Source organism: Terrabacter sp. RAF57, assembly GCF_052113925.1.
Classification (GTDB): domain Bacteria; phylum Actinomycetota; class Actinomycetes; order Actinomycetales; family Dermatophilaceae; genus Terrabacter.
Window position 1 is genome coordinate 99,308 of sequence record NZ_JBFRDT010000011.1, and the last position, 26,505, is coordinate 125,812.

Annotated in this window: 27 protein-coding genes and 1 pseudogene; 22 read left to right on the forward strand and 6 right to left on the reverse strand. The window is 71.8% G+C overall.

Translation table 11 applies throughout. The annotated features are described in order from the left end of the window. Positions 1 to 20 precede the first annotated feature (20 nt). Positions 21 to 695 carry a peptide-methionine (S)-S-oxide reductase MsrA gene (msrA, locus tag AB4Y83_RS13730; RefSeq protein ID WP_442273838.1) on the reverse strand — a complete coding sequence of 225 codons (675 nt, stop codon included), beginning with the start codon at positions 693 to 695 and terminating at the stop codon, positions 21 to 23. A 162-nt stretch (positions 696 to 857) separates the two neighbouring features. Between msrA and AB4Y83_RS13735 the strand changes: the two genes are divergently transcribed. The 10 genes from AB4Y83_RS13735 to AB4Y83_RS13780 all read left to right on the forward strand — a co-directional run bounded on the left by AB4Y83_RS13735 (position 858) and on the right by AB4Y83_RS13780 (position 9,147). After that, the gene (locus AB4Y83_RS13735) at positions 858 to 1,874 is read left to right on the forward strand and encodes a GNAT family N-acetyltransferase (RefSeq protein WP_442297215.1); all 1,017 of its coding nucleotides are present in this window, start codon (positions 858 to 860) and stop codon (positions 1,872 to 1,874) included. Continuing rightward, positions 1,871 to 2,869: a GNAT family N-acetyltransferase gene (locus tag AB4Y83_RS13740; protein WP_442297216.1), complete on the forward strand. Its 999-nt coding sequence runs from the start codon at positions 1,871 to 1,873 to the stop codon at positions 2,867 to 2,869. The genes AB4Y83_RS13735 and AB4Y83_RS13740 overlap by 4 nt, the downstream gene beginning before the upstream one ends. Positions 2,870 to 3,033: 164 nt before the next feature. Then, positions 3,034 to 3,447, forward strand: coding sequence for a hypothetical protein (locus AB4Y83_RS13745; RefSeq protein ID WP_442297217.1), 414 nt, complete (start codon positions 3,034 to 3,036; stop codon positions 3,445 to 3,447). Between the two features lie 45 nt (positions 3,448 to 3,492). Then, complete coding sequence (locus AB4Y83_RS13750) at positions 3,493 to 3,966, forward strand: hypothetical protein (protein WP_442273842.1); 474 nt, start codon at positions 3,493 to 3,495, stop codon at positions 3,964 to 3,966. A 44-nt stretch (positions 3,967 to 4,010) separates the two neighbouring features. Next, positions 4,011 to 5,465: a sensor histidine kinase gene (locus tag AB4Y83_RS13755; RefSeq protein WP_442297218.1), complete on the forward strand. Its 1,455-nt coding sequence runs from the start codon at positions 4,011 to 4,013 to the stop codon at positions 5,463 to 5,465. Continuing rightward, positions 5,462 to 6,082 carry a response regulator gene (locus AB4Y83_RS13760; RefSeq protein WP_442273844.1) on the forward strand — a complete coding sequence of 207 codons (621 nt, stop codon included), beginning with the start codon at positions 5,462 to 5,464 and terminating at the stop codon, positions 6,080 to 6,082. Before AB4Y83_RS13755 ends, AB4Y83_RS13760 begins: the two co-directional genes overlap by 4 nt. Before the next feature lie 115 nt (positions 6,083 to 6,197). After that, positions 6,198 to 6,686 carry a DUF4825 domain-containing protein gene (locus AB4Y83_RS13765; protein WP_442273845.1) on the forward strand — a complete coding sequence of 163 codons (489 nt, stop codon included), beginning with the start codon at positions 6,198 to 6,200 and terminating at the stop codon, positions 6,684 to 6,686. A gap of 166 nt (positions 6,687 to 6,852) precedes the next feature. Further along, positions 6,853 to 7,665, forward strand: a complete 813-nt coding sequence (locus AB4Y83_RS13770) for a transporter substrate-binding domain-containing protein (protein ID WP_442297219.1) — start codon at positions 6,853 to 6,855, stop codon at positions 7,663 to 7,665. A 7-nt stretch (positions 7,666 to 7,672) separates the two neighbouring features. Continuing rightward, entirely contained in the window at positions 7,673 to 8,341 is a 669-nt protein-coding gene (locus tag AB4Y83_RS13775; protein ID WP_056778147.1) for an amino acid ABC transporter permease, read from the forward strand. Further along, on the forward strand, positions 8,338 to 9,147 hold the full coding sequence (locus AB4Y83_RS13780; RefSeq protein ID WP_442297220.1) for an amino acid ABC transporter ATP-binding protein: 810 nt from the start codon (positions 8,338 to 8,340) through the stop codon (positions 9,145 to 9,147). Before AB4Y83_RS13775 ends, AB4Y83_RS13780 begins: the two co-directional genes overlap by 4 nt. Positions 9,148 to 9,196: 49 nt before the next feature. Here the strand turns inward: AB4Y83_RS13780 and AB4Y83_RS13785 are convergent, their stop codons facing one another. Beyond that, positions 9,197 to 9,910, reverse strand: coding sequence for an SGNH/GDSL hydrolase family protein (locus AB4Y83_RS13785; RefSeq protein WP_442297221.1), 714 nt, complete (start codon positions 9,908 to 9,910; stop codon positions 9,197 to 9,199). Between the two features lie 113 nt (positions 9,911 to 10,023). Between AB4Y83_RS13785 and AB4Y83_RS13790 the strand changes: the two genes are divergently transcribed. The 3 genes from AB4Y83_RS13790 to AB4Y83_RS13800 all read left to right on the forward strand — a co-directional run bounded on the left by AB4Y83_RS13790 (position 10,024) and on the right by AB4Y83_RS13800 (position 13,760). Next, a complete protein-coding gene (locus tag AB4Y83_RS13790; RefSeq protein ID WP_442297222.1) occupies positions 10,024 to 11,202 on the forward strand; it encodes a cystathionine gamma-synthase in 1,179 nt (392 codons plus the stop codon). 30 nt (positions 11,203 to 11,232) lie between these two features. Next, entirely contained in the window at positions 11,233 to 12,582 is a 1,350-nt protein-coding gene (locus AB4Y83_RS13795; protein WP_442297223.1) for a glutamate mutase L, read from the forward strand. A gap of 188 nt (positions 12,583 to 12,770) precedes the next feature. Then, the gene (locus AB4Y83_RS13800) at positions 12,771 to 13,760 is read left to right on the forward strand and encodes a hypothetical protein (RefSeq protein WP_442297224.1); all 990 of its coding nucleotides are present in this window, start codon (positions 12,771 to 12,773) and stop codon (positions 13,758 to 13,760) included. Between the two features lie 126 nt (positions 13,761 to 13,886). Here AB4Y83_RS13800 and AB4Y83_RS13805 read toward each other — a convergent pair. Together AB4Y83_RS13805 and AB4Y83_RS13810 are read right to left on the reverse strand one after the other, a co-directional pair. Continuing rightward, positions 13,887 to 14,168, reverse strand: a pseudogene (locus AB4Y83_RS13805) (transcription elongation factor GreA); the annotation flags it as partial. A gap of 211 nt (positions 14,169 to 14,379) precedes the next feature. Beyond that, a complete protein-coding gene (locus AB4Y83_RS13810; protein WP_442297225.1) occupies positions 14,380 to 14,751 on the reverse strand; it encodes a DUF4307 domain-containing protein in 372 nt (123 codons plus the stop codon). A 180-nt stretch (positions 14,752 to 14,931) separates the two neighbouring features. Between AB4Y83_RS13810 and mca the strand changes: the two genes are divergently transcribed. Then, a complete protein-coding gene (gene mca, locus AB4Y83_RS13815) occupies positions 14,932 to 15,981 on the forward strand; it encodes a mycothiol conjugate amidase Mca (protein WP_442297226.1) in 1,050 nt (349 codons plus the stop codon). Further along, a complete protein-coding gene (locus tag AB4Y83_RS13820; RefSeq protein ID WP_442297227.1) occupies positions 15,978 to 16,250 on the forward strand; it encodes a hypothetical protein in 273 nt (90 codons plus the stop codon). The genes mca and AB4Y83_RS13820 overlap by 4 nt, the downstream gene beginning before the upstream one ends. Positions 16,251 to 16,349: 99 nt before the next feature. Here AB4Y83_RS13820 and trhA read toward each other — a convergent pair whose 3' ends face one another. Further along, positions 16,350 to 17,084, reverse strand: coding sequence for a PAQR family membrane homeostasis protein TrhA (gene trhA / locus AB4Y83_RS13825; RefSeq protein WP_442273855.1), 735 nt, complete (start codon positions 17,082 to 17,084; stop codon positions 16,350 to 16,352). Positions 17,085 to 17,295: 211 nt separating this feature from the next. On the opposite strand from trhA, the gene AB4Y83_RS13830 reads away from it, so the two are divergent. The 6 genes from AB4Y83_RS13830 (at position 17,296) to AB4Y83_RS13855 (ending at position 23,474) form a co-directional block, all read left to right on the forward strand. After that, entirely contained in the window at positions 17,296 to 18,087 is a 792-nt protein-coding gene (locus tag AB4Y83_RS13830) for an isoprenyl transferase (RefSeq protein WP_442297228.1), read from the forward strand. Between the two features lie 239 nt (positions 18,088 to 18,326). Then, positions 18,327 to 19,256, forward strand: a complete 930-nt coding sequence (locus AB4Y83_RS13835; RefSeq protein WP_442297229.1) for a hypothetical protein — start codon at positions 18,327 to 18,329, stop codon at positions 19,254 to 19,256. Positions 19,257 to 19,382: 126 nt separating this feature from the next. Next, positions 19,383 to 20,054 (forward strand): hypothetical protein, encoded by a 672-nt coding sequence (locus tag AB4Y83_RS13840; RefSeq protein ID WP_442297230.1) that lies wholly within the window; start codon positions 19,383 to 19,385, stop codon positions 20,052 to 20,054. Continuing rightward, complete coding sequence (locus AB4Y83_RS13845) at positions 20,051 to 20,389, forward strand: hypothetical protein (RefSeq protein ID WP_442297231.1); 339 nt, start codon at positions 20,051 to 20,053, stop codon at positions 20,387 to 20,389. Before AB4Y83_RS13840 ends, AB4Y83_RS13845 begins: the two co-directional genes overlap by 4 nt. A 509-nt stretch (positions 20,390 to 20,898) precedes the next feature. Beyond that, positions 20,899 to 22,134, forward strand: coding sequence for a PhoH family protein (locus tag AB4Y83_RS13850; RefSeq protein ID WP_442274018.1), 1,236 nt, complete (start codon positions 20,899 to 20,901; stop codon positions 22,132 to 22,134). 296 nt (positions 22,135 to 22,430) lie between these two features. Continuing rightward, on the forward strand, positions 22,431 to 23,474 hold the full coding sequence (locus AB4Y83_RS13855) for a lytic transglycosylase domain-containing protein (protein ID WP_442297232.1): 1,044 nt from the start codon (positions 22,431 to 22,433) through the stop codon (positions 23,472 to 23,474). A 105-nt stretch (positions 23,475 to 23,579) separates the two neighbouring features. Here AB4Y83_RS13855 and coaA read toward each other — a convergent pair whose 3' ends face one another. Further along, positions 23,580 to 24,581 carry a type I pantothenate kinase gene (gene coaA / locus AB4Y83_RS13860; protein WP_435986839.1) on the reverse strand — a complete coding sequence of 334 codons (1,002 nt, stop codon included), beginning with the start codon at positions 24,579 to 24,581 and terminating at the stop codon, positions 23,580 to 23,582. Positions 24,582 to 24,644: 63 nt separating this feature from the next. Here coaA and glmS point away from each other — a divergent pair, with 63 nt between their 5' ends. Next, positions 24,645 to 26,504, forward strand: a complete 1,860-nt coding sequence (glmS, locus tag AB4Y83_RS13865; RefSeq protein WP_442297233.1) for a glutamine--fructose-6-phosphate transaminase (isomerizing) — start codon at positions 24,645 to 24,647, stop codon at positions 26,502 to 26,504. Position 26,505: the final 1 nt, after the last annotated feature.

Genomic DNA, 26,505 nt, shown 5'->3' on the forward strand with positions numbered 1-26,505 from the left:
CGTGCGCCCTGCGTCCGGCGTCAGGCCGGCGGAGCGATGTCCTGCTGGGCCGGGAGCTGGTCCTGGCGCACGATCCCGACCGGGCACGTCATGCCGTTGGGGCCGTGGTTGCAGTAGCCGCCGGGGTTCTTGTGGAGGTAGCCCTGGTGGTAGTCCTCGGCGAGGTAGAACGGCCCGGCGTCGTCCGCGGAGCGGACCTCCGTCGTGATCTGTCCGTAGCCGTTGTCATCGAGCACCTTCTGGAACGCCTCGCGCGTCGCCTCAGCGGCGAGCCGCTGGCCCTCGGTCGTCCAGTAGATCGCCGAGCGGTAGGCGGTGCCGATGTCGTTGCCCTGGCGGTTGGACGTCGTCGGGTCGTGGTTCTCCCAGAAGGCCTTGAGCAGCAGCTCGGGCGAGGTCTTCTCGGGGTCGTAGACGACGCGGACGGTCTCGGCGTGGCCGGTGCGCCCGGTGCACGTCTCCTCGTAGGTCGGGTTGGGCGTGTAGCCACCCATGTAGCCCGCCGCCGTCGAGACGACGCCGTCCTGCTTCCAGAAGATCCGCTCGACCCCCCAGAAGCAGCCCATCGCGACGTAGAGCACCTCGGAGCCGTCGGGCCACGGGCCCTCGAGCGGGGTGCCCAGCACGACATGGGTGGGGTTCACGGCATACGGGCGGTCCGCGCGGCCCGGGAGGGCCTCGTCGCGGCTGGGCATCTGGGACTTCCTACCGAATCCGAACACCATGCCAGTGTCACATCCTTCGTGCTGGGAGCGTCTTACGTCCCTGTAACGTCCGCGACCCCCCGCGTATGCCGGATGGCGCGGTCCCGGACAAATCGCTCGCCGCGCGCGGGGCCGGCCCGACAGACTGCCCACATGAGCGACGACCTCGAGATCCGGCCGATCGACCTGCTCGACCGTGCCCAGGAGGCCGCGGCCACCGACTGGATCGGCGTCCACGCAGCCGTCCAGCGCGAGCTGTTCGGTCCCGCGGGCAGCGCCTGGACCCTGGACGAGATCCGGGGCTTCCACCGCTCGCCGTCGGGCACGCGGGTCGCTCGCGCGGCGTGGGTGGGGGACCGTCTCGTCGGTGCGTTCGAGGCCCGGATCCCGACGAGCGACAACCTCGACCTGGCCCTGTTCTGGCTGTCGGTCCTGCCGGACCACCGGCGGCGGGGCATCGGTGAGGCCCTCCTGCGCGAGGGAGAGGCGATCGCCCGCGAGCACGGCCGCGGCACGTTGATGGGCGAGACCGAGTGGGCCGAGGGCGGTGTCGACCTCGCGGAGACGTTCGCCGCTCGGCACGGCTACGCCGTGGGGCAGACGATGCTCCGCAGCGCCATGCCGCTTCCCGCCGACCGCGACGCGCTCTCGGCGCTGGTGGCCGTCACCGACGACTACGCCGTCGAGACCTTCGTCGACACGATGCCCGAGGCGTGGCTCGACGACCGCGCGGTCCTCCAGCAGCGGATGAGCACCGACGCCCCCACGGACGACCTCGCCCTCGAGGAGGAGGCCTGGGACGCCGACCGCCTGCGGGAGACGCACGCCCGCACGCGGGCCTCCGGGCGGCGGATCGTCGAGTCAGCCGCGCGCCACACGCCCTCGGGCCGTCTCGTCGCCTTCACGACGATCGGGGTGTCCGCAGGAAGCCCCGACCTCGGCTACCAGCAGGACACCCTCGTGCTCAAGGAGCACCGCGGGCATGGGCTCGGTCTCCGGCTCAAGGCGGCCAACGCGTTGCGGCTCATGGACGAGCTGCCCGACGTGACGGCGGTCCGCACGTGGAACGCCGACTCCAACGAGCACATGCTCGCGGTCAACCGGCAGCTCGGCTACGCCGTCGACGGGTACAGCCGGGAATGGCAGAAGATCACCGGGAGCGGCGAATGACCTTGCAGATCAAGGAGATCGACCTCGCCGTCGACGACCCGACGAGCGAGGCCTGGCTCGAGGTGCACCACGCAGCCAACCGCCACGTGTGGGGCGACGCCGCCGAGCGCACGACGGTCGCTGAGATCGTCGACGTCGCGGAGCGCCGGCACGAGGTGCGGCGGTCCTTCGTCGTCACCGAGGAAGGCGCGGACGGCCCAGTCGCCGCGGCGCAGACGATCCGTCGGACGCGCGACAACGTCGGCACCGCGGGGCTGTGGCTCTCGGTGCACCCCGACCACCAGCGGCGCGGGATCGGCTCGTCACTCCTCGTCCACTGCGAGCAGGTGCTCCGCGACGAGGGGTGTGACCGCATCCACGAGCACAGCGGCGCGCCCGTCGAGAACGGTGACGCCGCAACGGGATTCGCCCACGTGAACGGCTACCGGCAGACGCTCCTCGACCTCCGGCAGGACCTGGCCCTGCCGGTGGACGAGGCAGCGCTGACCGCGCTCGACCCCCGACCCGACCCGGCGGCATACGTCATCGAGACGTCGGTCGACGGGCTTCCCGAGGCGTGGCTCGAGGACCGGGCGCTGCTCGCACGACGGATGAGCACCGACGCCCCGTCCGGCGACATCGACCTCGACGAGGAGGACTGGGACGCCGAGCGCGTGCGGCTGCTGTGGAACACGCCGAGTCCCATCTGGGGCATCGAGTCCGTCGCGCGGCACGTGCCGACCGGACGCCTCGTGGCCTTCACCGACATCGTCGTGCGGCCCGGGCAGCCCGACCTCGCCGTCCAGTCGGACACGCTCGTCCTCCGGGAGCACCGAGGCCGGGCGCTCGGCCTCGCCGTCAAGACCGCGAACCTCCGCGCCCTCCGCCGGGAGCGCCCCGACGTCACGGCGGTGCGCACGTGGAACGCCGACACGAACACCCACATGGTCGCCATCAACGAGCGGATGGGCTTCGTCGTCACGGGCTGGACGCGGGAGTGGGCCAAGGACCTCTGAGCCCGGGCTCGGTGAACCCACGGCGGCTGCACGGCGTCGTCGTGAGCAGGTACTAGGACCAAAGCCCGATGGTGCCTGCCCGCCCCGAGGACGCACGGTGGACCCACAGCACCCGCTGACCCGCCGCCGACCACCCGGGACGGGCCCCCACCAGGAGGTCACGCATGAGGACTCGCCGAACTCTCACCGCCACGTCCGCCATCGCCCTCGTCGCAGCAGCCCTCGCGTCAGGCGCCGTCACCCTCGCGCCGGCCGCCTCGGCCAAGGGACTCGAGGTGCGCACGTCGGGCACCTGCTCGGCCGGCGCGACGTGGACGCTCAAGGCCAAGCAGGACGACCGCCGGATCCGGGTCGAGCTCGAGGTCGACAGCAACCGCGTCGGCCAGCGCTGGAGCGTCGCGCTCAGCGACAACACCGTCCCGGTCCGGTCCGGGTCCGCCGTCACGACGGCGCCGAGCGGCTCGTTCACGGTGCGCAGCCTCGTCACGAACCGCGCCGGTTCGGACACGATCCGCGCCTACGCCCGCTACGCGGCGACGGGCCAGGAGTGCCGAGCCACCGTCGTCTACCCCGGCTGACCGCAGCCCGCCGCCCTCGCGCCCACCCACGAAAGGTCCACCCCCATGAGACGCCTCACCCTCGCCGCGGCTGCTGTCGCCGCCCTCGTCCCGGCCACCCTCGGGCTCGTCGGCAACAGCTCCTTCGCCCAGAGCGTCCCCGCCCGCGTCCCCGCGTCGGCGCAGCTCCTGCCGGAGTCCGGCGACGACGACCCGACCCCGACGGGTATGCCGTCCGCCACCCCGAGCGCCACCCGGACCACCGAGGTCGGTGACGACCACGGCGGCGACCGTCCCCGCGACTCCCGCACCGAGGCCGGCGACGACCACCGTGCGGGCGGCTCGTCGGGCTCTGCCTCGTCGGGTTCCGGCTCCTCGGGCTCCGGCTCGTCCGGGTCCTCCGGTTCCGGGTCGTCGCACTCGGGGGGCGACGACTCGGGGTCGGGGCGTTCCGGCTCCGATGACTCCGGCCCGCACGCGTCCGGCTCGCACTCGTCCGGAGGCCACGGCTCGGACGACTCGGGTGGTGACGACCACTGACCAGTCAGCGCACCGACCGCGCAGGCGCCGGGGACACGATCCCGGTGCCTGTGCCGGCGCCGCACCCGGGGGACCCCCAGCCCCCGGACGCGCCGCGAGCCGTCGGCGGGCGTGACCACCGGGACCTCCCCCCTTGGTGGACGCTCGCCGACGGCGTCGCCCCGGCGCGGGTGCGCCCCCTGCCGAGCCGGCGCCGGATGCTCGTGCAGCTCGGGCTCGCGGCCCTCGTCGTCTTCGTCGTCGTCATGGTCGGGGCCTCGTTCGCGGCGAGCCGGCTCGCCGAGCGCGAAGCCGTCAACGACGCGGCGCACACGACGAACCTGCTGGCCCTGGCCGTCGTCCAGCCGGTGCTGCAGGACGCCCTCCTCACCGGTGACCCGGCCGCGTACGCCGCTCTCGACCAGGTCGTCCGCGCACGTGTGCTGCCCAACGGGATCGTCAGGGTCAAGCTGTGGGCACCGGACGGACGCATCGTCTACGCCGACGAGACGCGGCTCGTGGGTCAGCACTTCGCGCTGGGCGACGAGCAGAGCGAGACTCTCGTCGCGCCGCAGACCCGGGCCGAGGTGTCCGACCTCGACCGGTCCGAGAACGAGTTCGAGCGCTACGGCGGCAAGCTCCTCGAGGTGTACCGCCCGGTGTGGACCCCGTCCGGCTCCGAGCTGCTCTTCGAGGTCTACGGCGACTACGGTCCCGTCAGCACGCGCGCCTTCGACCTGTGGCGCGGTCTGGCCGGAGTGCTCGCGAGCAGCCTCCTGCTGCTCCTCGTCCTCATGGCGCCGATCATCTGGCGCCTGCTCGACCGGCTCGGCACCGCGCAGGAGCAGCGCGAGTCCCTGCTGCGGCGCGCGGTCGACGCCTCGGCCCGGGAACGCCGCCGCATCGCGGCCGACCTCCACGACGGTCCGGTCCAGGACCTCGTCGCGAGCTCCTTCGCCGTCAGCGGCGCTGCGGAGTCCGCACGGGCACAGGGCCGCTCGGCACTCTCCTCGACGATCGGCGACGCGGCCTCCACGGTGCGGGCGAGCATCGCCAGCCTGCGTTCCCTGCTCGTCGACATCTACCCCGAGCGGCTCGCGGACGCCGGCCTCGCGACGGCCGTCACCGACCTCGCTCGTCCGCTCGCCGGACGCGGCATCGCGGTGTCCGTCGACGTCGACGGGGAGCAGGCCGCGCGGCTCGGCGAGCTGGCCCAGCAGGTGGCGCACCGCGTCACCCGCGAGTGCCTGCGCAACGTCGTGCGCCACGCCGGGGCCACGCACGTCTGGATCCGGCTCTCCGCCGACGGCTCCGACCCGGCGCGCCCGGTCGTGCTCCGGGTCCGGGACGACGGGATCGGCTTCGATCCCACACTGTTGCCCCGTCTCGAGGGACACTTCGGCGTACGCGTCCTCGCCGACCTGGCGACCGACGTCGGGGCGGTCCTGCGGGTCCGGTCCGCGCCGGGACGCGGCACGCTGTGGCTGCTCGCACTCCCGGTGCAGAAGGAGGACGGATGACGACCGTCGTCGTCGTGGACGACCACCGGCTGGTCCGTGCCGGCCTGCGCACCATCATCGACGCCAGCGACGACCTCCGCGTCGTCGGGGAGGCCGCCGACGGGGCGGAGGCCGTCGTGGTCGTCGGCGACCTCGGTCCCGACGTCGTCCTCATGGACCTCTCGATGCCCGGCGTCGACGGCGTCGAGGCGATCCGCCGCCTCCGCGCCGCCGGCACCACGTCTCCCGTCGTCGTCCTCACCTCGTTCGCGGAGGCCGACCGGGTTCGCGCCGCGGTCGAGGCCGGGGCCATCGGCTACCTGCTGAAGGACAGCGAGCCCCGGGACGTCCTCGACGCGGTCCGCGCCGCGGCCGCCGGACACGCGCCCCTCGACCCGCGCGTGGCTCGCGCGCTGCTCCCGTCGCCCGACCGGCGCTCGGCCGGGCCGGCCCTGAGCGAGCGCGAGCGCGAGGTGCTGACACACGTCGCACGAGGCCTCGCCAACAAGCAGATCGCCCGCACCCTCGGCATCAGCGAACGCACCGTCAAGGTGCACCTCGGCAACGTCTTCCGTCGGCTCGGCGTCGGTGACCGGACGTCGGCGGCGCTCTGGGCCCGCGACCACGGCGTCGGCTGAGGCCCTCGCGAGGAGTGGCTCGATCCCACCGCGGCCGACGGGAACCGCGGGAGTGCGCGCCGCGTCCCTGACCTGCAGCGCACCGGTGGTCGGTGCCGCAGACAGGAGACCCCACATGGTCCGGAACGTCGTCGCCTCGCTCGCCGTCGGGGTCGTCGCCCTCGCCGGGTGCACCTCGTCCCCGGCCGACGCCCCGTCTCCCGACGCGTCCGGGTCGGTCGCTGCGGGTGACCGCGCGCAGGCGCTCTGGGCCGACCGGACGGCATACGTCGGCGACAACTCCAAGGTCATCGCTCTCGTCGGGGACGCCGGCTTCGGACCCGCCGGCAGCTACACGCTCTCGCTGTGGACGACCCGACCTCCGTATGCCGTGACGATCACCGTCACCGACCCGGCGAAACCGCTCGACGCGACCGACCTCACCGGGCCGGCCACGCTGCTGCTCGGCACGGTGACCAACCTCGACGCCGTCCACGTCACCGGCCCGGGCAGCACCTTCTCCCTGACGGCGCGCGAGGCGACCGCGACCCTCGGGCACGACGTCAAGACGCTGGGCACCGACCGTGCCGCCCTCGCCGACTACGTCCGTTCGCTCGACGACTGAGCACCTCCGCGGCGGTGGTGACACGCCGGGCGGGAATGCGAACGGCTCGCGCTCGGTTGGCACGCGGTGGGCCATGCCGACACCTGATTATGCCCATCCCAAGATGGGCTTATAGGTTGGCGGCCGTCCCGACCCCATCCCACCGATCCACCAGGAAGTACCCACCATGCGTTCGAGGTTCACCCTCACCGCCCTGCTCGCCACGCTCGTCGCCGTCGTCCTCACCGCTTGCAGCACCGGCTCCGGTGGCGGCTCCGACCTCGAGTCCGTCAAGCAGGCGGGCGTCCTGCGCGTCGCCACGGAGGGCACCTACTCGCCGTTCTCGTTCCACGACCCGAAGACGAACGCCCTGACCGGCTACGACGTCGAGGTCGCGAAGGCCGTCGCCGACACGCTCGGCGTCAAGGTCGAGTACGTCGAGACGCCGTGGGACGCGATCTTCGCCGGTCTGGCCGCCGACCGCTACGACGTCGTCGTCAACCAGGTCACGAAGAACCCGGAGCGCGCCGGCCTCTACGGCCTGAGCAGCACCTACACGTGGTCCGAGGGCGTCATCGCCACCCGCGCCGACGACGCGACGATCTCCTCGCTCACGAGCCTCGAGGGCAAGAAGTCGGCGCAGAGCCTGACGAGCAACTGGGCCAAGGTCGCCAAGGATGCCGGCGCCCAGGTCGAGTCGGTCGAGGGATTCACCCAGGCCATCACGCTGCTCAAGCAGTCGCGTGTCGACGCGACCGTCAACGACAGCCTCGCGGTCCTCGACTACCTGAAGTCGACGGGCGACACGACGGTGAAGATCGCGGCCAAGACCGGTGACGTCTCCGAGCAGGTCGTCGCGACGCGCAAGGACTCCGACCTCGTCGCCGCCATCGACCAGGCGCTCGCCGACCTCGAGGCCGACGGCACCCTGACGAAGATCTCGCAGAAGTACTTCTCGGCCGACGTCTCGAAGCAGCCGGCCGGCGCCTCCGGTTCGTGATCGGGTCGTGAACGAACAGACGACCCAGCTGATCCTCGACTCGCTGGGCCCGCTCCTGCGGGCCACGGTGACCACGACGATCCCGCTGACTCTCATCAGCTTCGTCCTCGGGCTGGTCCTCGCGCTCGGCGTCGCCCTGATGCGGCTGTCGTCGGTGCGGGTGGTCTCGTCCCTGGCGCGGATCTACGTCTCGCTGGTCCGTGGCACGCCGCTGCTGCTCCAGCTCTTCATCATCTACTACGGCCTGCCCGCCCTCGGGGTGCGCTTCGACCCCTTCCCGGCCGCGGTCGTCGCCTTCACTCTCAACGTCGGTGGCTATGCGGCCGAGGTGATCCGTTCGGCCATCCTCTCTGTCCCCAAGGGCCAGTGGGAGGCGGCCTCGACGGTCGGGATGGGCTACGTCACGACCCTGCGCCGGGTGGTCCTGCCGCAAGCCGTGCGCACGGCCATCCCACCGCTGTCCAACACGCTCATCTCCCTCGTCAAGGACACCTCGCTCGCCTCGACCATCCAGGTCACCGAGCTGCTCCGCGTGGCGCAGGAGGCCGCGGCACCGACCTACGAGTTCTTCGCGCTCTACGGCGTCGCCGCCGTCTACTACTGGGTCGTGTGCCTCGTCCTCTCCTTCGTCCAAGCCCGTCTCGAGGAACGACAGAACAGGTACGTCTCGACATGACCGAGCCCACCACCCCCTTGATGCCGGCGGAATCCGCTGCGCCGCGGCCCGCCCCGCTCCTCTCGGTGTCCGGCCTCGCGAAGTCGTTCGGCGACCACGAGGTGCTCCGGTCGATCGACTTCGAGGTCGCCCCGGGCAGCGTCACCGTCCTCATCGGCCCTTCCGGTTCGGGCAAGACGACGGTGCTGCGCTCGCTCAACGCGCTCGACGTCGCCGACGCTGGCGTCGTCCGCATCGGTGAGGTCGAGGTCGACTTCGCGCAGCGTCCGGTGACCAGGCAGCAGGTGGCGACCCTCCGCGCCCAGAGCGGCATGGTCTTCCAGTCGCACCATCTCTTCCCGCACCTGACGGTGCTCGAGAACGTCACGGCGGGGCCGGTCCTCGCGCAGCGTCGCGACCGCGCCGAGGTGGCTGAGGAGGCGCGCGAGCTGCTGCGGCTCGTCGGGCTCGAGGAGAAGGCCGACGCCTACCCCTACCAGCTCTCCGGCGGGCAGCAGCAGCGCGTCGGCATCGCCCGCGCGCTCGCGATCAAGCCCAAGCTGATGCTCTTCGACGAGCCGACGTCGGCCCTCGACCCCGAGCTCGTCGGCGAGGTGCTCGTGGTCATGAAGAACCTTGCGGCACAGGGCTGGACCATGGTCGTGGTCACGCACGAGATCCGCTTCGCCCAGCAGGTCGCGGACCAGGTGCTCTTCATGGACGGTGGTGTCGTCGTCGAGCGCGGCACGCCGGACGAGGTGCTGACCCGACCGCGCACCGAGCGAGCCCGCCAGTTCCTGCACCGCATCCTCGACCCGCTCGACTGAGCGGCGCTGCGGCGCAGCGCAACCCGAGGACGTATGCCGTCCGGCCGGATCAGGCGATGAGGCCCGCTCGGTCGACGGCGCGCTCCACGACGGTCGCCATCTCGGCGTAGCCGCGGTCGTTGGGGTGGAACTTGTCCGACGCGAGTCGGCCCCGCCACGACCGGGGCCCGTCACGGCGCATGTCGACGAGGACGAGGTGACCGGCGTCGGCGCGTGCGCGCAGCATGGCGTCGACGGCGCGGGCCTCGCGGTGCGGGTTGGGCAGGTTCGAGACGAGCGCACCCTCGGGCAACCGGTCGAGCATCGCCGCGAAGCGCTCGACGAGCCCACGACGGTGGCGGCGCATGACGACGTCGTTCGAACCGATGACGACCGTGACCAGCGTGGGCGTCTGGCCGTCCGTGGCGAGGGACTCGAGAGCCGGTAGCTGCCGGTCGAGCACGTCCTCGACCCGCGCGCCGTTGACTCCGAGGTTGACGATGCGGTGGTCCCAGCCGCGCACGATGAGCCGCTCGCTCAGCTGCCCGACCCACCCGCGGTCCGGGGCGCTCGCGCCTATGCCCTGCGTCATCGAGTCGCCGAGGGCGATCCACAGTGGCCCGCCACCCGCGGCGGCCACGCGGTTGTGGGACTCCCACCACCCGGCATACGGCAGCACCTGCTCCTGGACCGAGCGGATGCCGGGGAAGGCCGTCGAGAGCGCCGACAGCACCGGACCACGCGGTCGGTGGCTGCGGTTGCTGTAGTCGAAGTCGGGCCCCACCGGGGCAGCATCGCAGACGTCGGTGTGACCTCCGCCGCAGCGCCGCCGTCGCGGGTGGCGGCGGAGCCCGACGGGCTTCGGGGGGCCGCGGCTCAGGGCATAGGCTCGTCCTCATGTCTGACGAGCACGGCTTCTCCACACGCGCCATCCACGCCGGCCAGGAGGCCGACGAGCTCACTGGAGCGGTGGTGCCCCCGATCTACCAGGTCTCGACCTACAAGCAGGACGGCATCGGCGGCTTCCGCAACGGCTACGAGTACAGCCGGTCGGCCAACCCGACCCGGACCGCGCTCGAGGAGTGCATCGCCGCGCTCGAGGGCGGCAGCCGCGGCTTCGCCTTCGCGTCCGGCCTCGCCGGCCAGGACACGGTCGCCCGCGCGCTGCTCGTCCCCGGCGACCACGTCGTCGTCCCGAACGACGCCTACGGCGGCACGTACCGCTACTTCAACAAGGTCGCGAAGCCCCAGGGCATCGAGCACTCCATCGCCGACATGGGCGACCTGGAGGGGGTCCGTGCCGCGATCCGTCCCGGGCAGACGAAGATGGTCTGGGTCGAGACCCCGACCAACCCGCTGCTCGGCATCGCCGACATCGAGGCCATCGCCGCGATCGCCCACGAGGTCGGCGCCGTGCTCGTCGTCGACAACACGTTCGCGACGGCCTACCTCCAGAGCCCGCTCGCGCTCGGCGCCGACGTCGTGACGCACTCGACGACGAAGTACTCCGGCGGCCACAGCGACGTCGTCGGCGGCGCCGTCGTGACAACCAGGAACATCACGGTGCCCGGCTACGAGGACGCCGAGGAGCGGATCGCCTTCCACCAGAACAGCATCGGCGGCGTCGCCGGGCCGTTCGACTCGTGGCTGACCTTGCGCGGGCTCAAGACCCTCGCCATTCGCATGGAGCGTCACTGCGACAACGCCGAGAAGGTCGTCGAGTTCCTCGAGGGCCACGACGGCGTCTCCCAGGTGCTCTACCCGGGGCTGCCCGGCCACGCCAACCACGATGTCGCCGCGCGCCAGATGAAGCGCTTCGGCGGCATGGTCAGCTTCCGGATGCGTCGCGGTGAGGACGCCGCCGTCAAGGCGTGCGCGGCCGTGAGCCTCTGGACGCTGGGCGAGTCGCTCGGCGGTGTCGAGTCGCTCATCGAGCACCCGGGTCGCATGACGCACGCGAGCGTCGCCGGCACCGAGCTCGAGGTGCCGTCCGACCTCATCCGCCTCTCGGTCGGCATCGAGGACGTCGACGACCTCATCGCCGACCTGCGCGAGGCGCTCGACATCCACGGCTGACCGCTCCGGGCCACGAGACCACCACCGCGCATGACGATCCTCACCGTCGACTTCGGGTCGACGTTCACCAAGGGTGCCCTCCTCGCCGACGACGGCGCCGTGCTCGGCACGGCGTCGACCCCGACGACCGGTACCGAGGGGCGGGGCGACATCCTCGACGGCTACCGGACGCTGCGCGACGAGCTGGACGTCCCTGACGACGCGACGGTGCGGGCCTGCTCGAGCGCGGGTGGTGGGCTGCGGCTCGCCGTCGTCGGCTACGAGCGCACCGTCACCGCCCAGGCCGGGCACCGGGTCGGCCTGTCCGCCGGGGCCAAGGTCGTCCACGTCGCGGCCGGGGAGCTGACGACCGCCGACGTCGCGGGCATCCGCGCGGCCCGGCCCGACATGATCCTGCTCGTCGGCGGCACCGACGGCGGCAACAGCAACGTCCTGCTGCACAACGCCTCCCGGCTCGCCAAGGGCGCCATCGGCGGGCACGGGGCGCACGCCGTGCCGGTCGTCGTCGCCGGCAACGTCGACGCGCGCGACGAGGCGGCGGCCGTCCTCGCGACGACGGGCCGGCCGACGGTCCTCGCCGAGAACGTCCTCCCGCAGATCGGGGTCATCGCGCCCGGGTCGGCACGGGCCGCGATCCGCGACGCCTTCCTGCGCCACGTCATCGGCGGCAAGGGGCTGTCGCGTGACCCGGCCTTCGCCGCGATGGTCGAGGCCGCGACCCCCGACGTCGTCCTGCGCGGCGTCGAGGTGCTGGCCTCGGTGACCGACGGCGGCGACGTCCTCGTCGTCGACGTCGGCGGTGCGACGACCGACGTCTACTCCTGCCTGACCCCCGAGGGCGAGGACGCCAGCCTGCGCAAGGACGTCGTGGCCCCGCTGTGGCACGCCCGCACCGTCGAGGGCGACCTCGGCATGCGGTGGAACGCCGAGCACGTCGTCGAGGCCGCCGTGGCCGAGCACCTGCTCGACACCGTCGCCGACCGCGACGCCCTGACCGCGTATGCCGCCCGCGTCCACGAGCGCCCTGGCTCGCTCCCCGTCGACGACGCCGAGCGCGCGCTCGACCTCGAGCTCGCGCGGCTGGCGGCGCTCGTCGCGGTGCGCCGGCACGCGCGCCCGGCCCAGCCGACAGAGTCGCCGCGGCCGCTCGCGAACGTCACGGCGCTCGTCGGGTCCGGGGGAGTGCTGCGCCACACAGACGCCGCCGGGCGCGACCACGTGCTCGGCGCGGTCCTCGCCGACCACGCCGGTGGCTGGAAGGTGCCGCGCGCCGCCCGCGCGACCGTCGACACGGCATACCTCCTCTTTGCGGCCGGCCTGCTCGCCGACGACCCCGACGAGGGCCACCTCGCCCGAGCCGTAGCCACCCAAATCCTCTAACCGTCGAAAGGCCAACGTTTGCGGGTGCCGACCCGTCGAGGGGCCAACGTTTGCGGGTGCTGACCCGTCGAGGGGCCAACGTTTGCGGGCACCAACCGTTGTCCACACCTCTTTGGCCGCAGGCGCCGTTACGCACAGGTGACCCGACGGGCGTCGCGCGACGTGCCATGGCGCCGGACCGTCTGGGCATGGAAGCCCAAGCACTGCCACCCGACCTGCTCACTCGTCCCTTCAGGACGTCCGAGGCCCTCCGACGGGGAGTGACACCCTCCCGACTGCGTGCCGACGACCTGTGGACCCCGACACCGGGCGTCCGCACCGTAGAGATTCCGACGACGCTGCTCGAGCGTACGTATGCGTTCGCCGCCGCGGCGCCCCGGGAGTTCGCGTTCGCGCACGCCACGGCGGCTCGTCTCCTCGGGATCCCCCTGCCGTATGCGCTCGACGAGGATCCGCACATCCACATCGTCACGCCCACCGATGCCAATCGGATCCGGCGCGGCGAGGTGATGGGTCACCGCGGTCTGGAGTCGAGAGAGGTCGTCGAGGTTCACGGTCTTCCGGTCGTCGGACCTGCGGACACGTGGGCGGACCTCGGGGAGTACGTCGGTGCCGGACTCCCGGTTGGCCTCGATGACCTCATCGTTGCGGGCGATGCGGCAGCAAACCTCCTGGGGGAGGTCGCCCCGCTCAAGCGGGCCGTCGAGGCGCGGGTGCGGCCCCGTGGCAAGGTGACCCTGACGTTCGCCCTGCCACGGGTGCGGCTCGGAGCGTGGTCGCCCATGGAGACCCGTAGCCGTCTGATGGTCACTCGGGCAGGACTTCCGGAGCCTCGTCACAACCGCCCGGTGGTCAGTCACACCGGCGAGTGGCTCGGGTTCGGCGACCTCGTCTGGGAGCAGCAACGTGTCGTGGGGGAGTACATGGGCGTCGAGTTCCACACTCGCTCACGGGACAAGGTCCATGACGGTCTCCGCCGTGACCGGGTCGAGCGAGGCGACTGGGCCGTCGTCGAGATCGTCTCTGCCGACGTGTTCGAGCACGAAGCCCGTGCCGCGAAGCTGCGCGAGATCGCCGGCTGCCTGGGGGTCAACGCTCACGTGCTGGACGTGATCGCCGCCGCGCCGCAGTTCTTCGCGCCTGCTCAGTTCGCTCGGCCTCGCCGTCGACGGTCTTAGCGGTGGCAACCGCGATCTTTGGCCTTTCGACGATCAGGGACCCGCGAACTTCGGCCTTTCGACGGGTGAGGGTGGGGATGTGCGAGCGGGCCGGCCCCGCCGGGGAGGGGCCGGCCCCCGCGGTCCGGTCACGAGCATGCCCGGCTCGACGACGCCGTCGTCGGGGGGCGTCTCGCCGATCGTCGCGTTCTGGAGCAGCTCGGTGAGCTGGCGGATGCGGGCCTCCATCTTGCCCTGCTCCTCGCGGGCGGCGTGGTAGCCGCCGTTCTCCTTGAGGTCGCCCTCCTCGCGGGCCTCCTCGATCTTGTGCGCGATCTCGATGCGACCTTCGCCCGTCAGCTGGTCGAGCTCCGCCTTGAGGCGGTCATGGGCCTCCTGGGTCAGGAAGCCAGCGGCAGTCTCGGTCACGGTGTGTCACTCCTCGGATGAACAGCGCCCACGCGGTGCTCGCGTGGGCGCCTGCACAAAAATATGGGCCCGAACCGTGGTGTCGTCGACTCGTGATGCCGGTCGGCGACGGGTCCGGACCCTGGATGAAGCAACAAGGATAACAAAATGAACGGCAAACGTGCAGTTCACGCGGCATTTCCGCGCTGGCGACCCCCGGCGGCGGCACCGTTCACGAGCAGGTCTTGACCTGTCCGGTCACGGCTCGTGACGTCGTGCGGAGCGTCACCGACTCGTCCGTGGTCTCGTCGGCGCTCGCCGGCACCTGCACGGTGCTCGTCCCGACGGGGGCAAAGTCGCGCGACAGCGCCTCCACCGTGCACGTGAGGGCCGTGCCGCCCGGTCGGTAGACCTGGAAGTCGACCCGCACCTGCTGGTCGCTGACCACCTTGTAGCCGAGGGTCTGCCAGGAGGGCTGGCCGAGCGTCGACGACAGGCCGAACCAGATCGCGAGGCCGACACCGGCGAGGATGCCGACCGTGCCGACGACCCACCACTTCAGCTGGCCGGGGGCGGGGCGGGGCAGGGTCGTGCGGGACGGCATACGGAGTCCTGGCGGTTCGAGCCCGCGCATCGTCAGGTGCGAGGGAGTGAGAGGATGGCGGACGGGTCCAGTGTCTCCCATGGCACGGCGCGAGCCGCACGGACCCGGACGCCGAGGGGCACCGGACACCACCAGCCACCCGCGTCCCACCCACGAAACTGACGACGAACAGGGAGCCACGTGGCCGAGGGCATGCGTTTGATGGCGGTGCACGCGCACCCCGACGACGAGTCGAGCAAGGGCGCCGCGACGACGGCCAGGTACGTCGCCGCCGGCACCTCCGTCATGGTCGTGTCGTGCACGGGCGGCGAGCGCGGCGACATCCTCAACGAGAAGCTCAAGGACGACCCGCACATCCTGCGCGACATCGCCCAGGTGCGCCGCGACGAGATGAAGGCCGCGCAGGAGGTGCTCGGCTGCGAGCACACGTGGCTCGGCTTCGTCGACTCCGGTCTGCCGGAGGGCGACCCGCTGCCGCCGCTGCCCGACGGCTGCTTCGGTCTCGAGGACATCGACGTGACCACCGAGGCGCTCGTCCGGGTCATCCGCGCGTGGCGACCGCACGTCATGACGACGTACGACGAGAAGGGTGGCTACCCCCACCCCGACCACATCATGTGCCACACGGTCTCCATGGCGGCCTTCGAGGCGGCGGGCGACCCGTCCCGCTACCCGCACGCCGGCGAGCCGTGGCAGCCGCTCAAGATCTACTACAACGGCGGCTGGTCCAAGGACCGCCTCGAGGCGATCCACGACGCGATGCTCGCCGAGGGACTCGAGAGCCCGTATGCCGAGTGGCTGGCCAACTGGAAGCCGCGGCGTTCCGGACGCCCGACGACGACGATCGCCTGCGGCGAGTTCTTCGAGACGCGTGACCGCGCGCTCATGGCGCACGCGACGCAGGTCGACCCCGACGGCTTCTGGTTCCAGGTGCCGCTCGAGATCCAGACACGGGTCTGGGGCGTCGAGGAGTTCGAGGCCGCCCTGTCCTACGTCGAGATCGCCGACGGGGAGGACGACCTCTTCGCCGGGCTCGGGACCCCCGCAGAGGCCGACGCGCTCGCGACCCGCGCCGACCTCGAGCTCGTCCACGACGGCCGGGTCGCCGACGAGCCCGAGCCCGACGAGGCCGAGCAGGAGTCCGGACGCGCCCACGGCGACAGCTCCGACACGCACACCGACGAGGACGACGACGCGGACAGCGACAGCGAGAAGGCGGACGCGCGATGAGCGGCGGCGGCAACCTCCCGATCGGACCCGGCATCTGGGGCTTCATCGCGTTCTTCGTGCTCGCGATCGCGCTGTGGTTCCTCGTGCGCAACATGAACAGCCGGCTGCGCCGGATGGCCTACCGCGACCGGGACCGGGCCGAGCAGTTCGCCGCGGACGCCGACGTCGTCGGCACGAAGGACGAGCCGGCGACGGCCGGCACGCCGGACCCCGACGCGGACGAGCCGGGCGACGACCCTCGCTCGGACGGCGAGACCCCGCGCCCCTGAGACGCTGCGGGCGGCATACGCCCTCGGACACGACGAACGCCCCGGCACGGTGCCGGGGCGTTCGGACGTTCTGGGCTCAGGTCGCGAAACCTGCCGACGTCACGTCGCTGCCTGATAGCCGATGACGGCGAGCGTCACCGCCACGAAGTGGGTGAGGAAGCCGCCGAGGGTGAAGGCGTGGAAGACCTCGTGGAACCCGAACCACCGGGGCCACGGGTTGGGCCGCTTCGTGCCGTAGACGATCCCGCCGGCGGTGTACATGAGGCCGCCGAGGCCGATGAGCGAGCCGATGAGCGGGCCACCCTCGCGCCAGAACGGCACGACGTAGAAGATGGCGGCCCAGCCGAGCGCGAGGTAGAGCGCCGTGTAGAGCCAGCGCGGGGCGCCGACCCAGAAGACCCGGAAGAGGACGCCGGCGATGGCGCCGCCCCAGATGACGAGGAGCAGCAGCCGGGCCTGGTCGGCCGGCAGGAGCGTCACGGCGAACGGCGTGTAGGTGCCCGCGATGATGAGGTAGATGTTCGAGTGGTCGAACCGCTTGAGCAGGCCCGACATCTTCGGGCCCCACGTGCCGCGGTGGTAGACGGCCGAGACCCCGAAGAGCAGGGCGGCGCTGATCGTGAAGACGATCGAGGCCGTGCGCACGGACCCGGGTTCGGAGAGGAGCACGAGGACCAGGCCGCCGATGAGGGCGACGGGGAACATGCCGAGGTGCAGCCAGCCGCGCAGGCGGGGCTTGACGATCGCAACGAGGTCGGCGACGGGGGTGCCCGACGGGTCCTCGGTGCTGGGGTCAGGGCTGTGGCCAGCGGTGGGCTCGGGGGTGCTGCTCATCGCCCCACTGTAACCTACGCGACCGTAAGTTACGGCAACGTAGGTTCAAGGATTCCTGAGTGCCCCGGGCCCCCGGACACCTCCACGAGACCCTCACGAGGTCGTCACCAAAGCCTCGCGACGACTCCCACCCGACCGCCTCGGTACGCCGACGGGCGAGCGGTACGGTGGGACCGCGGCCCGCTCGGGGCTGCCCAGACCGTGACCGGCGATGACACGAGCGAGTCGACGAGGAGGCCCCGTGGGGTGGCGCGATGTGGTCTACGGCGCGTACGAGCGCCGAGTCCTCAAGGACCTCCCCAAGGAGGCGCTCCCGCGGCACGTCGCCGTCATGCTCGACGGCAACCGGCGGTGGGCCAAGGCCCGCGGCGCCGGCACGGCCAGCGGCCACCAGGCCGGGGCCGACAAGATCGAGGAGCTGCTCGAGTGGTGCCGCGAGGCCGGCGTCGAGTACGTCACCCTCTGGCTGCTCTCGACCGACAACCTGCGCCGCGCCGAGGAGGAGCTCGCTCCGCTCCTCAAGATCATCGAGACGGCCGTCGCCGACCTCGCCGAGTCGAGGCACTGGCACCTCAAGATCGTCGGCGCCCTCGAGCTCCTGCCGCCCGAGACGGCCGCGAGCCTCAGCGCGTCGGCCGAGCGCACCCAGGACGTCCACGGGATGATCGTCAACGTCGCCGTCGGCTACGGCGGCCGCCGCGAGATCGCCGACGCCGTGCGCGACCTGCTGCTCGCGCGGGCCGCTGACGGCGAGACCATCGAGCAGATCGCCGCGGAGCTCACGGTCGAGGACATCGCCGGGCACCTCTACACCAAGGGCCAGCCCGACCCCGACCTCGTCATCCGCACGTCGGGCGAGCAGCGGCTCGGTGGCTTCCTGTTGTGGCAGAGCGCGACGTCGGAGTTCTACTTCTGCGAGGCCTACTGGCCCGACTTCCGCCACGTCGACTTCCTCCGGGCGCTCAGGGCGTATGCCGGCCGGCACCGTCGCTTCGGCGGCTGACCGACCGCTCGACCGACCGCTCGACCGACCGCTCGACCGACCGCTCGCCCGACCGCTCGACCGATCGCTCGACCGACCTGCTGCGACACGCCGCAGCCGTGGGGAGTCCTCCCCATTGTCCGGGTTGGTGCGGTTGCGTAGGTTGCGGGTGGGCCGAGACGCCGGGGCATGCACAGCGGCTCCGAGCCGGCCGGCACGTGCACGACGAACACGGCGACGACATCAGGGGAGTACGAGAGATGGCGATCTACAAGAAGGGTGCCGACCCGGTGGCCCTGCGGGCGTCGGCCGACCGCTTCACCGGGCACGCCCGTGAGTGCGACACCCTCAAGGGAGAGGCGAGCCGTGCGGTCCATGCCCTCAAGGGCCAGTGGGGCGGCGCCGACCTCGACCACCTGATGGACCGCTGGCCGCCGGTCGAGGCGCAGCTGACCCAGTTCGGCACCGACCTCGGCAAGCTCGCCGAGGCGCTGCGCCGCAACGCCGGCGCCCAGGACAGCACGAGCGGCCAGGGCGGTTCCGGCTCCGGCGGGGGACCCGGCGGAGCCGGTGGCAGCGGGGGCAGCGGCGGCATCCCGGGCTACGACCTGCTCAAGTCGCTGTGGACCCCGATCAAGGGTCTCGGTACGGCCGTCGGTCTGCTCGGCACGGGCATGAAGATCAAGAACTTCCTCTCCAACCTCGGCAGCTGGGACCGCGCGACGGGCCTGTTCGCCAACCTCAAGAACGCGTGGAGCACCGGCCGGCTCGCCGAGTTCGGCGACGCGCTCAACCCGAAGAACTGGAGCACCCTCTCGCGCTTCATGCCGTCGCTCGCCGAGGGCGGGGCGTTGGCCCGCACGCTCGGCACCGTCGGCAAGGCGCTGGGCCCGATCGGTGTGGCCTTCGGTGGCTTCACCGTGGCCAACGACATCTCCGAGGGCAACTACGGCCGTGCCGGCTACGACTCCGTCATGACGGGCCTCGGTGCCGCGGCGCTCATGACGCCGCCCCCCGTCGACGTCGTCTGCGGCATCGCCGCCGGCGGCATGGCGGTCGGCCAGCTCGTCTACGACAACTGGGACACGATCACCGACTTCACCGGTGACGCCGTCGACGCCGTCGGCGACTTCGCCTCCGACGCCGGCGACGCGATCGGCGACCTGGCCGACAAGGCGTGGCCGTTCTGACCGGTCCCGAGGGCCCCGGGAGGCGAAACCCCGGGGCACCCGGCATCGTTGACGTGACGACAGGGCCCACGCGCCGACCGCACGACCATCCCGCGAACGACACACAGACCACGACCGAGGAGAACCATGGCTGACCCGATGAAGGGCACCCCGCTCGAGGGCTTCGAGCTCCCCGAGGACGTCTTCGGGTTGGGAGCCGCCGAGCTCGCCTACCTGATGGCCCGCCACGAGACCCCGGCCGGTGAGCGCTCACGCCGCCTGCTCATGCTCGACCCCCGTGCGGCCGACGACGCCGCCCTGCTCGCCGGCGCCTCGAGCCTCGCGTCTCGCGGCTGGCTCACGGTCAGCGACGACGGCACGCCGCAGTCGCGCTCGAACGCCGCCCTCGTCGAGTACGCCGTGGGCGCGGCCACGCGGTGGACGCGCATCGGGCTCGTGGGTGAGAACGTCAGCCAGGCCGACTTCGCGATCCTCGTCGAGTCCGACACCGTGATCGCCCTGATGCAGCCGCGCCAGCTCGCATCGTGGTTCATCCGCCTCGGCGAGCGCGACGGCAACACCGGTGCCCTCGTGACCGGGCTCGTGCGCGAGCGGTTCGCGGCGAGCGCCGAGTCCGGCGTCTTCCTCGAGGTGCAGACCCTCGAGGGCAGCACCAACCTCGCGATCCGCCGCTCCGGCACCGACTTCGAGGCGCTGACCGACGTCGCCGGGCCGGGCACCGGCACGGGCGGGGTCGTCGACGCCGAGGGCCTCCAGGCTGCCGTGTCCGCCCTCTACACCGAGAAGGTCGACGCATGAGCGCCCCGACGCCCCGCCAGACCGATCCGACCGGGCAGACCCCGCCGAAGGAGCCGTTCTCCTACGTCAGTCAGGAGCGCGGGCTGCTCACGCTCAAGATCCGTGAGCCCGCGCTGATGTTCCTCTTCTTCCTCGCCTTCACGGTCGTCGGCGTCATCTTCTTCTCCATGGTCAAGAAGGGTGCCGACCAGGGCGCCGAGGGCGCCATGGGCGTCGCCTACCTCATCCTCGCGATCTTCGGCGGCCTCGGCGTCATCGGCATGGCCATCGCCGCCGTGCGCTGGCGCTGGAAGCGTGAGTACGTCCGCGTCATGGGCCGCTCTCCCTGGGCCTGACGCCCCGTCGCGTCGACCTCGGCGCGAGCACCCGAGTGCGCCACCTCGCCGTCGGTCCCGGTCCACGACCGGGGCCGGCGGCGACCGGTGTGTGACGCCCACGTGAACTCTGCGGCGACACGACGACACGACGTCACTCAATCCCCGTCGCCGTCGCCTCCGGGTCGTACCGTCGTCCCAACGGCCGACACCCGTCGGGCGTTGCCAGGAGGCCCACCCATGGAGCGATCGCTCAGGACGGAGGGTCGGGCAGTGCGCCACCCTCTGGTGGTCACCGCCCGGCATCTCGGGAGCGATTAGGCGCGCGACGCGCGCCGCGTAGGGAGTGGCACATGGCTCGTACGACCCGTCAGGTCACGTCGGACCCCGCCAGCACGAACACCAAGCCGGCCGCGGCCTCCACACGCGCCACGACTCGCGCCTCCACGCGCACGACGGCCCGCGAACGCGAGCCCGAGCACAAGACGTACGTCCTCGACACGTCGGTGCTCCTGTCCGATCCCCGGGCCATGCTCCGCTTCGCCGAGCACGAGGTCGTCCTGCCGGTCGTCGTGGTGACCGAGCTCGAGGGCAAGCGGCACCACCCCGAGCTCGGCTACTTCGCCCGCCAGGCCCTGCGCCTGCTCGACGACCTGCGCGTCAGCGAGGGCCGGCTCGACAAGCCGGTCGCCGTCGGCACCGACGGCGGGACACTGCGCGTCGAGCTCAACCACACCGACCCGTCCTCGCTGCCGGCGGGCTTCCGCCTCGGCGACAACGACACCCGGATCCTCGCGGTGGCCCGCAACCTCGCCAACGAGGGCGCCGACGTCACCATCGTGTCCAAGGACCTCCCGATGCGCGTCAAGGCCTCGGCCTGCGGTCTCGAGGCGGAGGAGTACCGCCACGAGCAGGGCATCGACTCGGGCTGGACCGGGCTGCAGGAGCTCGAGGTCAGCAGCGAGGAGCTCGACCAGCTCTACGACCGTGGCCGCATCGAGCACGCCGGCGCCGCCGAGCTGCCGTGCCACACCGGTCTCGTCCTGCTCTCGCCGCGGGGAAGCGGCCTGGGGCGGGTCGGCGCCGACAAGCAGATCCGGCTCGTGCGCGGCGACCGTGACGCGTTCGGCCTGCACGGCCGCAGCGCCGAGCAGCGGATCGCCCTCGACCTGCTCCTCGACCCCGATGTGGGCATCGTCAGCCTCGGCGGTCGGGCCGGCACCGGCAAGTCGGCCCTGGCGCTCTGTGCGGGCCTCGAGTCGGTCATGGAGCGCCGGGCCCAGCGCAAGGTCCTCGTCTTCCGCCCGCTCTTCGCCGTCGGTGGCCAAGAGCTCGGCTACCTGCCCGGCACCGAGCAGGAGAAGATGAACCCGTGGGGCCAGGCGGTCTTCGACACCCTGGGGGCGCTCGTCTCGACGGAGGTCGTCGAGGAGATCATGGACCGCGGCCTGCTCGAGGTCCTGCCGCTGACGCACATCCGCGGACGCTCGCTCCACGACGCGTTCGTCATCGTCGACGAGGCCCAGTCGCTCGAGCGCAACGTGCTCCTCACCGTCCTGTCGCGCATCGGCCAGAACAGCAAGGTCGTGCTGACCCACGACGTGGCCCAGCGTGACAACCTGCGCGTCGGACGGCACGACGGCGTGGCCGCCGTCATCGAGAAGCTCAAGGGGCACCCGCTCTTCGCCCACGTCACGCTGACGCGGAGCGAGCGCAGCCCGATCGCGGCGCTCGTCACCGACATGCTCGAAGGTCTCGAGATGTGACCTGAGTCACAGACCGCACGGCGCTCCCCGAGCACGCAGCTCGGGGACGCTGTGCGCTGGGCCACTCGCCACGACCCTTGGATCACCCCTCGACGGTGGATGCCGACTTGCCCCGCGGGGCGGTCGAATGGCACCGTGTGAGGTTGAAAGATCTCGGAACGGTAACGCTCGCCTCGGGGTGTGAGCGCAACCGGCCGGGTCACCACCACACGTCGGGCGCAGCCGTCGACGGGCCAGCGCCCGCAGACGCGCGCGCCGGGCACTCCCCTCGACACAGGAAGGCGTGACGTCTGTTCATGGCACGGTATGAAGGCCGGCACCGCAACGCACCGGCTCCCTCGACCGCTCCGCGCCCGAACCCCGCCACACCCTCGGCGCGGTCCGGCCGCGTCCACCCCGAGACGGCTCCGGCCGTCCCCCGCAGCCCCCGCCCGGCGAGCCACGGCTCGACCGGCGCGGCAGTCGCGTCAGGTGCTCCAGACGCGAAGGGTGCGACCCAGGGGGCCCGCCGGGCCTTCGACCCGACGCGTGCCATCCCCGTCACCCCGGCCGCTGACCGCGCCGCCTCCGCCAAGACCGCTGCGGGCCCCGACGCCCGCCGCTCGTCGTCGGCCCAGGCGCACGGAACGCGCAGCAGCCGACACCACAAGCCCTCGGCGCGCCGGCGTCACGTCGGCCGACCCATCCTCGCCGGCGCACTCGCCCTCGGTCTCGGCGCCTCGGGGTTCGCCTACGCCAAGGCCACGAACCTCATCGGCGCCGACGCGGCCGCGTTCGTCGTCGGCAGCGGCGTCGTCGCCCAGACCGACGAGCTGGCCCGCGCCTCGACGGTCGACACGACCTACCGCGCCGCCGCCTCCGTCTCACGCAACGAGCGCCGCACCGCCATCGCGGCCACCGGCCTGCGCACGGCCAAGGAGCTCGAGGCCAAGAAGAAGAAGGAAGCCGCCAAGCAGGCCGTGCTGGCCCGCGAGGAGGCCGCCAAGGCCGAGCGCGCCAAGGAGCGCCAGCGCGCCATCGACAACGCCAAGGACGACCCGCAGGCCGCCGCCCGCGTCCTCATGGCCGACCACGGCTGGACGAGCGACGCGCAGTACAACTGCCTCGTCAACCTCTGGACCGGCGAGAGCGACTGGCGCTGGTTCGCCGAGAACCCCAGCTCGGGCGCGTACGGCATCCCGCAGTCCCTGCCCGCCCGCAAGATGTCGCAGTTCGGTGCCGACTACCGCACCAACCCGCTGACCCAGATCAAGTGGGGTCTCTGGTACATCGAGATGTCCTACGGCAACCCGTGCAACGCCTGGTCCACGTGGCAGGCGCGCTCGCCGCACTGGTACTGACCTGACCCAGCCGTATGCCGTGTGGCCGGCTCCCAGCGGCAGCGCGCCACACGGCATACGTGCGTCGTGGGCAGGGCGGCCCGAGGCTGCGGCCAGGGCCGTCGGTCAGATCTTGCGGAGCCGCACCCGGCGTACCTCGTGGTTGTCGCCCTTGGACAGCACGAGGCTCGCCCGTGAGCGCGTCGGGAGGATGTTCTCGACGAGGTTCGGGCCGTTGATCTCGCGCCAGATCCGGTTGGCGGTCGCGACCGCCTCGTCGTCGGACAGCACGGCATACCGGTGGAAGTACGAGTCGGGGTCCGAGAACGCCGTCTCGCGCAGCCGCAGGAAGCGTTCGACGTACCACTTGCGCACGTCGTCGACCCACGCGTCGACGTAGACCGAGAAGTCGAAGAAGTCACTGACCGCGAGACCGGTCCCGCGCACGGGGTGCACCTCCGGCGCCTGGAGCACGTTGAGGCCCTCGACGATGAGCACGTCGGGTTGGCGCACGACGATGCGCTCGCCCGGGACGATGTCGTAGGTCAGGTGCGAGTAGACGGGGGCCGTGACCTCGGCCCGGCCGGACTTGATCTCGGCGACGAAGCGGAGCAGGGCACGACGGTCGTAGGACTCGGGGAAGCCCTTGCGCTGCAGGATGCCCCGGCGCTCGAGCTCGGCATTGGGGAAGAGGAAGCCGTCGGTCGTGACGAGCGCAACGCGCGGCGTGTCGGGCCAGCGGGCCAGCATCTCGCGCAGGATGCGGGCCGTCGTCGACTTGCCGACGGCGACCGAGCCCGCGACGCCGATGACGAACGGCGTCTTGGCCGGGCGCTCGCCGAGGAAGTCGCTCGTCACCTGGTGGAGCTGGCGGGTGGCCCCCACGTAGAAGTTGAGCAGGCGCGAGAGCGGGAGGTAGACCTCCTCGACCTCGTTGAGGTCGACGCGGTCACCGAGGCCGCGCAGTCGCGCGAGGTCGGCGTCGTCGAGGTTGAGGGGGTGGTTCTCGCGCAACCGGGACCACGCGGCCCGGTCGAACTCGACGTACGGCGACGGGATCGCGGTCCCGTTGGCGCCGTTGCCGCCGTTCCCGCCGGTACCGCTGGATGGCTCCGACACGAGCGACATTCTTGCGGACGCCACCGCCGGGGGTGGCATTGGGCCCCCGGACGGTCCCTTAGGCTGGACCCCATGTGCGGAATCGTGGGATACGTCGGGCGGACCGACGACGGAACGGCGCTCGACGTCGTCATGGAGGGTCTGGCGCGTCTGGAGTACCGCGGCTACGACTCGGCCGGCGTGGCGCTCATCGACGGAGACCACGTCGAGACGCGCAAGAAGTCGGGCAAGCTGGCCAACCTGACGGCCGAGCTCGAGGCCGACCCGATGCCGTCGTCGACGACCGGCATCGGCCACACCCGCTGGGCCACGCACGGCGGCCCCACCGACCAGAACGCCCACCCGCACCGCGGTGGCAAGGACGGCAAGCTCGCCCTCATCCACAACGGCATCATCGAGAACTTCCACAGCCTGAAGAAGGGCCTGCAGGCCGACGGCGTCGAGTTCACGAGCGAGACCGACACCGAGGTCGTCGCCCACCTCGTCGCCGCCGCCTACGAGCGCGAGCAGGACCTGACCGACGCCATGCGCGCCGTCGTCGCCGAGCTCGAGGGCGCGTTCACGCTCCTCGCGATCCACGCCGACCAGCCCGGTGTCGTCGTCGGCGCCCGCCGCAACAGCCCGCTCGTCGTCGGCCTCGGCGACGACGCCAACTACCTCGGCTCCGACGTCGCGGCCTTCATCGGTCACACGCGCCACGCGCTCGAGCTCGCCCAGGACCAGATCGTCACGATCACGCCCGAGGGTGCCAGTGTCATCAACTTCGACGGTACGCCCGCCGAGGGCAAGGCCTACGAGGTCACGTGGGACGCCGCGGCTGCCGAGAAGGGCGGCTACGCGACGTTCATGGAGAAGGAGATCCACGACCAGCCGCACGCCGTCGCCGACACGCTCCTCGGGCGCACCGACGCCGAGGGCCGGCTCGTCCTCGACGAGATGAGCATCTCCGAGGAGCAGCTCCGCTCCATCGACCGCATCACGATCGTGGCCTGTGGCACCGCCGCGTACGCCGGCATGGTCGCGAAGTACGCCATCGAGCACTGGACGCGCATCCCCGTCGAGGTCGCCCTCGCCCACGAGTTCCGCTACTGCGACCCCATCGTCAACGAGCGCACCCTCGTCGTCTCGATCAGCCAGTCCGGCGAGACGATGGACACCCTCATGGCCGTCAAGCACGCCCGCGAGCTCGGTGCCATCACGGTCTCGGTGTGCAACACGCACGGCTCGACGATCCCGCGCGAGTCCGACGCCGTGCTCTACACGCACGCGGGCCCCGAGATCGCGGTGGCCTCGACCAAGGCGTTCCTCGCCCAGATCACCGCCTGCTACGTCCTCGGTCTCTACCTCGCGCAGCTGCGCGGCGGCTCGTTCGCCGACGACGCGCAGTCGGTCATGAAGGAGCTGAGCGGCGTCCCCGCCAAGATCGAGACCCTGCTCGGCCAGATGGGCCGCGTCAAGGAGATCGCCAAGTTCATGGCCGACACCCGCTCGGTCCTCTTCCTCGGGCGCCACGTCGGCTACCCGATCGCCATGGAGGGCGCGCTCAAGCTCAAGGAGCTCGCCTACATCCACGCCGAGGGCTTCGCGGCCGGCGAGCTGAAGCACGGCCCGATCGCGCTCATCGAGCCCGGCCAGCCCGTCTTCGTCGTCGTGCCGTCGCCGACGAGCGAGCACGGCCTGCACGGCAAGGTCGTCAGCAACATCCAGGAGGTCCGCGCGCGCGGCGCCCGCACCCTCGTGATCGCCGAGGAGGGCGACGACTCCGTCGAGCCCTTCGCCGACGAGGTCATCCGGGTGCCCGCGACGTCGTCACTGCTCGCGCCGCTGCTCACCGTCGTGCCGCTCCAGGTCTTCGCGCTGTGGCTCTCGACGGCCAAGGGCCTCGACGTCGACCAGCCGCGCAACCTCGCCAAGTCGGTCACGGTCGAGTGAC

What these genes read in the sequence shown, in the direction of transcription:
- msrA (WP_442273838.1), bottom strand. Translation starts at nt 695, where the DNA reads ATGCCCAGCCGCGACGAGGCCCTCCCGGGCCGCGCGGACCGCCCGTAT.
- AB4Y83_RS13735 (WP_442297215.1), top strand. Translation starts at nt 858, where the DNA reads ATGAGCGACGACCTCGAGATCCGGCCGATCGACCTGCTCGACCGTGCC.
- AB4Y83_RS13740 (WP_442297216.1), top strand. Translation starts at nt 1,871, where the DNA reads ATGACCTTGCAGATCAAGGAGATCGACCTCGCCGTCGACGACCCGACG.
- AB4Y83_RS13745 (WP_442297217.1), top strand. Translation starts at nt 3,034, where the DNA reads ATGAGGACTCGCCGAACTCTCACCGCCACGTCCGCCATCGCCCTCGTC.
- AB4Y83_RS13750 (WP_442273842.1), top strand. Translation starts at nt 3,493, where the DNA reads ATGAGACGCCTCACCCTCGCCGCGGCTGCTGTCGCCGCCCTCGTCCCG.
- AB4Y83_RS13760 (WP_442273844.1), top strand. Translation starts at nt 5,462, where the DNA reads ATGACGACCGTCGTCGTCGTGGACGACCACCGGCTGGTCCGTGCCGGC.
- AB4Y83_RS13765 (WP_442273845.1), top strand. Translation starts at nt 6,198, where the DNA reads ATGGTCCGGAACGTCGTCGCCTCGCTCGCCGTCGGGGTCGTCGCCCTC.
- AB4Y83_RS13770 (WP_442297219.1), top strand. Translation starts at nt 6,853, where the DNA reads ATGCGTTCGAGGTTCACCCTCACCGCCCTGCTCGCCACGCTCGTCGCC.
- AB4Y83_RS13780 (WP_442297220.1), top strand. Translation starts at nt 8,338, where the DNA reads ATGACCGAGCCCACCACCCCCTTGATGCCGGCGGAATCCGCTGCGCCG.
- AB4Y83_RS13790 (WP_442297222.1), top strand. Translation starts at nt 10,024, where the DNA reads ATGTCTGACGAGCACGGCTTCTCCACACGCGCCATCCACGCCGGCCAG.
- AB4Y83_RS13795 (WP_442297223.1), top strand. Translation starts at nt 11,233, where the DNA reads ATGACGATCCTCACCGTCGACTTCGGGTCGACGTTCACCAAGGGTGCC.
- AB4Y83_RS13800 (WP_442297224.1), top strand. Translation starts at nt 12,771, where the DNA reads ATGGAAGCCCAAGCACTGCCACCCGACCTGCTCACTCGTCCCTTCAGG.
- AB4Y83_RS13810 (WP_442297225.1), bottom strand. Translation starts at nt 14,751, where the DNA reads ATGCCGTCCCGCACGACCCTGCCCCGCCCCGCCCCCGGCCAGCTGAAG.
- AB4Y83_RS13820 (WP_442297227.1), top strand. Translation starts at nt 15,978, where the DNA reads ATGAGCGGCGGCGGCAACCTCCCGATCGGACCCGGCATCTGGGGCTTC.
- trhA (WP_442273855.1), bottom strand. Translation starts at nt 17,084, where the DNA reads ATGAGCAGCACCCCCGAGCCCACCGCTGGCCACAGCCCTGACCCCAGC.
- AB4Y83_RS13830 (WP_442297228.1), top strand. Translation starts at nt 17,296, where the DNA reads ATGACACGAGCGAGTCGACGAGGAGGCCCCGTGGGGTGGCGCGATGTG.
- AB4Y83_RS13835 (WP_442297229.1), top strand. Translation starts at nt 18,327, where the DNA reads ATGGCGATCTACAAGAAGGGTGCCGACCCGGTGGCCCTGCGGGCGTCG.
- AB4Y83_RS13840 (WP_442297230.1), top strand. Translation starts at nt 19,383, where the DNA reads ATGGCTGACCCGATGAAGGGCACCCCGCTCGAGGGCTTCGAGCTCCCC.
- AB4Y83_RS13845 (WP_442297231.1), top strand. Translation starts at nt 20,051, where the DNA reads ATGAGCGCCCCGACGCCCCGCCAGACCGATCCGACCGGGCAGACCCCG.
- AB4Y83_RS13850 (WP_442274018.1), top strand. Translation starts at nt 20,899, where the DNA reads ATGCTCCGCTTCGCCGAGCACGAGGTCGTCCTGCCGGTCGTCGTGGTG.
- AB4Y83_RS13855 (WP_442297232.1), top strand. Translation starts at nt 22,431, where the DNA reads ATGGCACGGTATGAAGGCCGGCACCGCAACGCACCGGCTCCCTCGACC.
- coaA (WP_435986839.1), bottom strand. Translation starts at nt 24,581, where the DNA reads ATGTCGCTCGTGTCGGAGCCATCCAGCGGTACCGGCGGGAACGGCGGC.
- glmS (WP_442297233.1), top strand. Translation starts at nt 24,645, where the DNA reads ATGTGCGGAATCGTGGGATACGTCGGGCGGACCGACGACGGAACGGCG.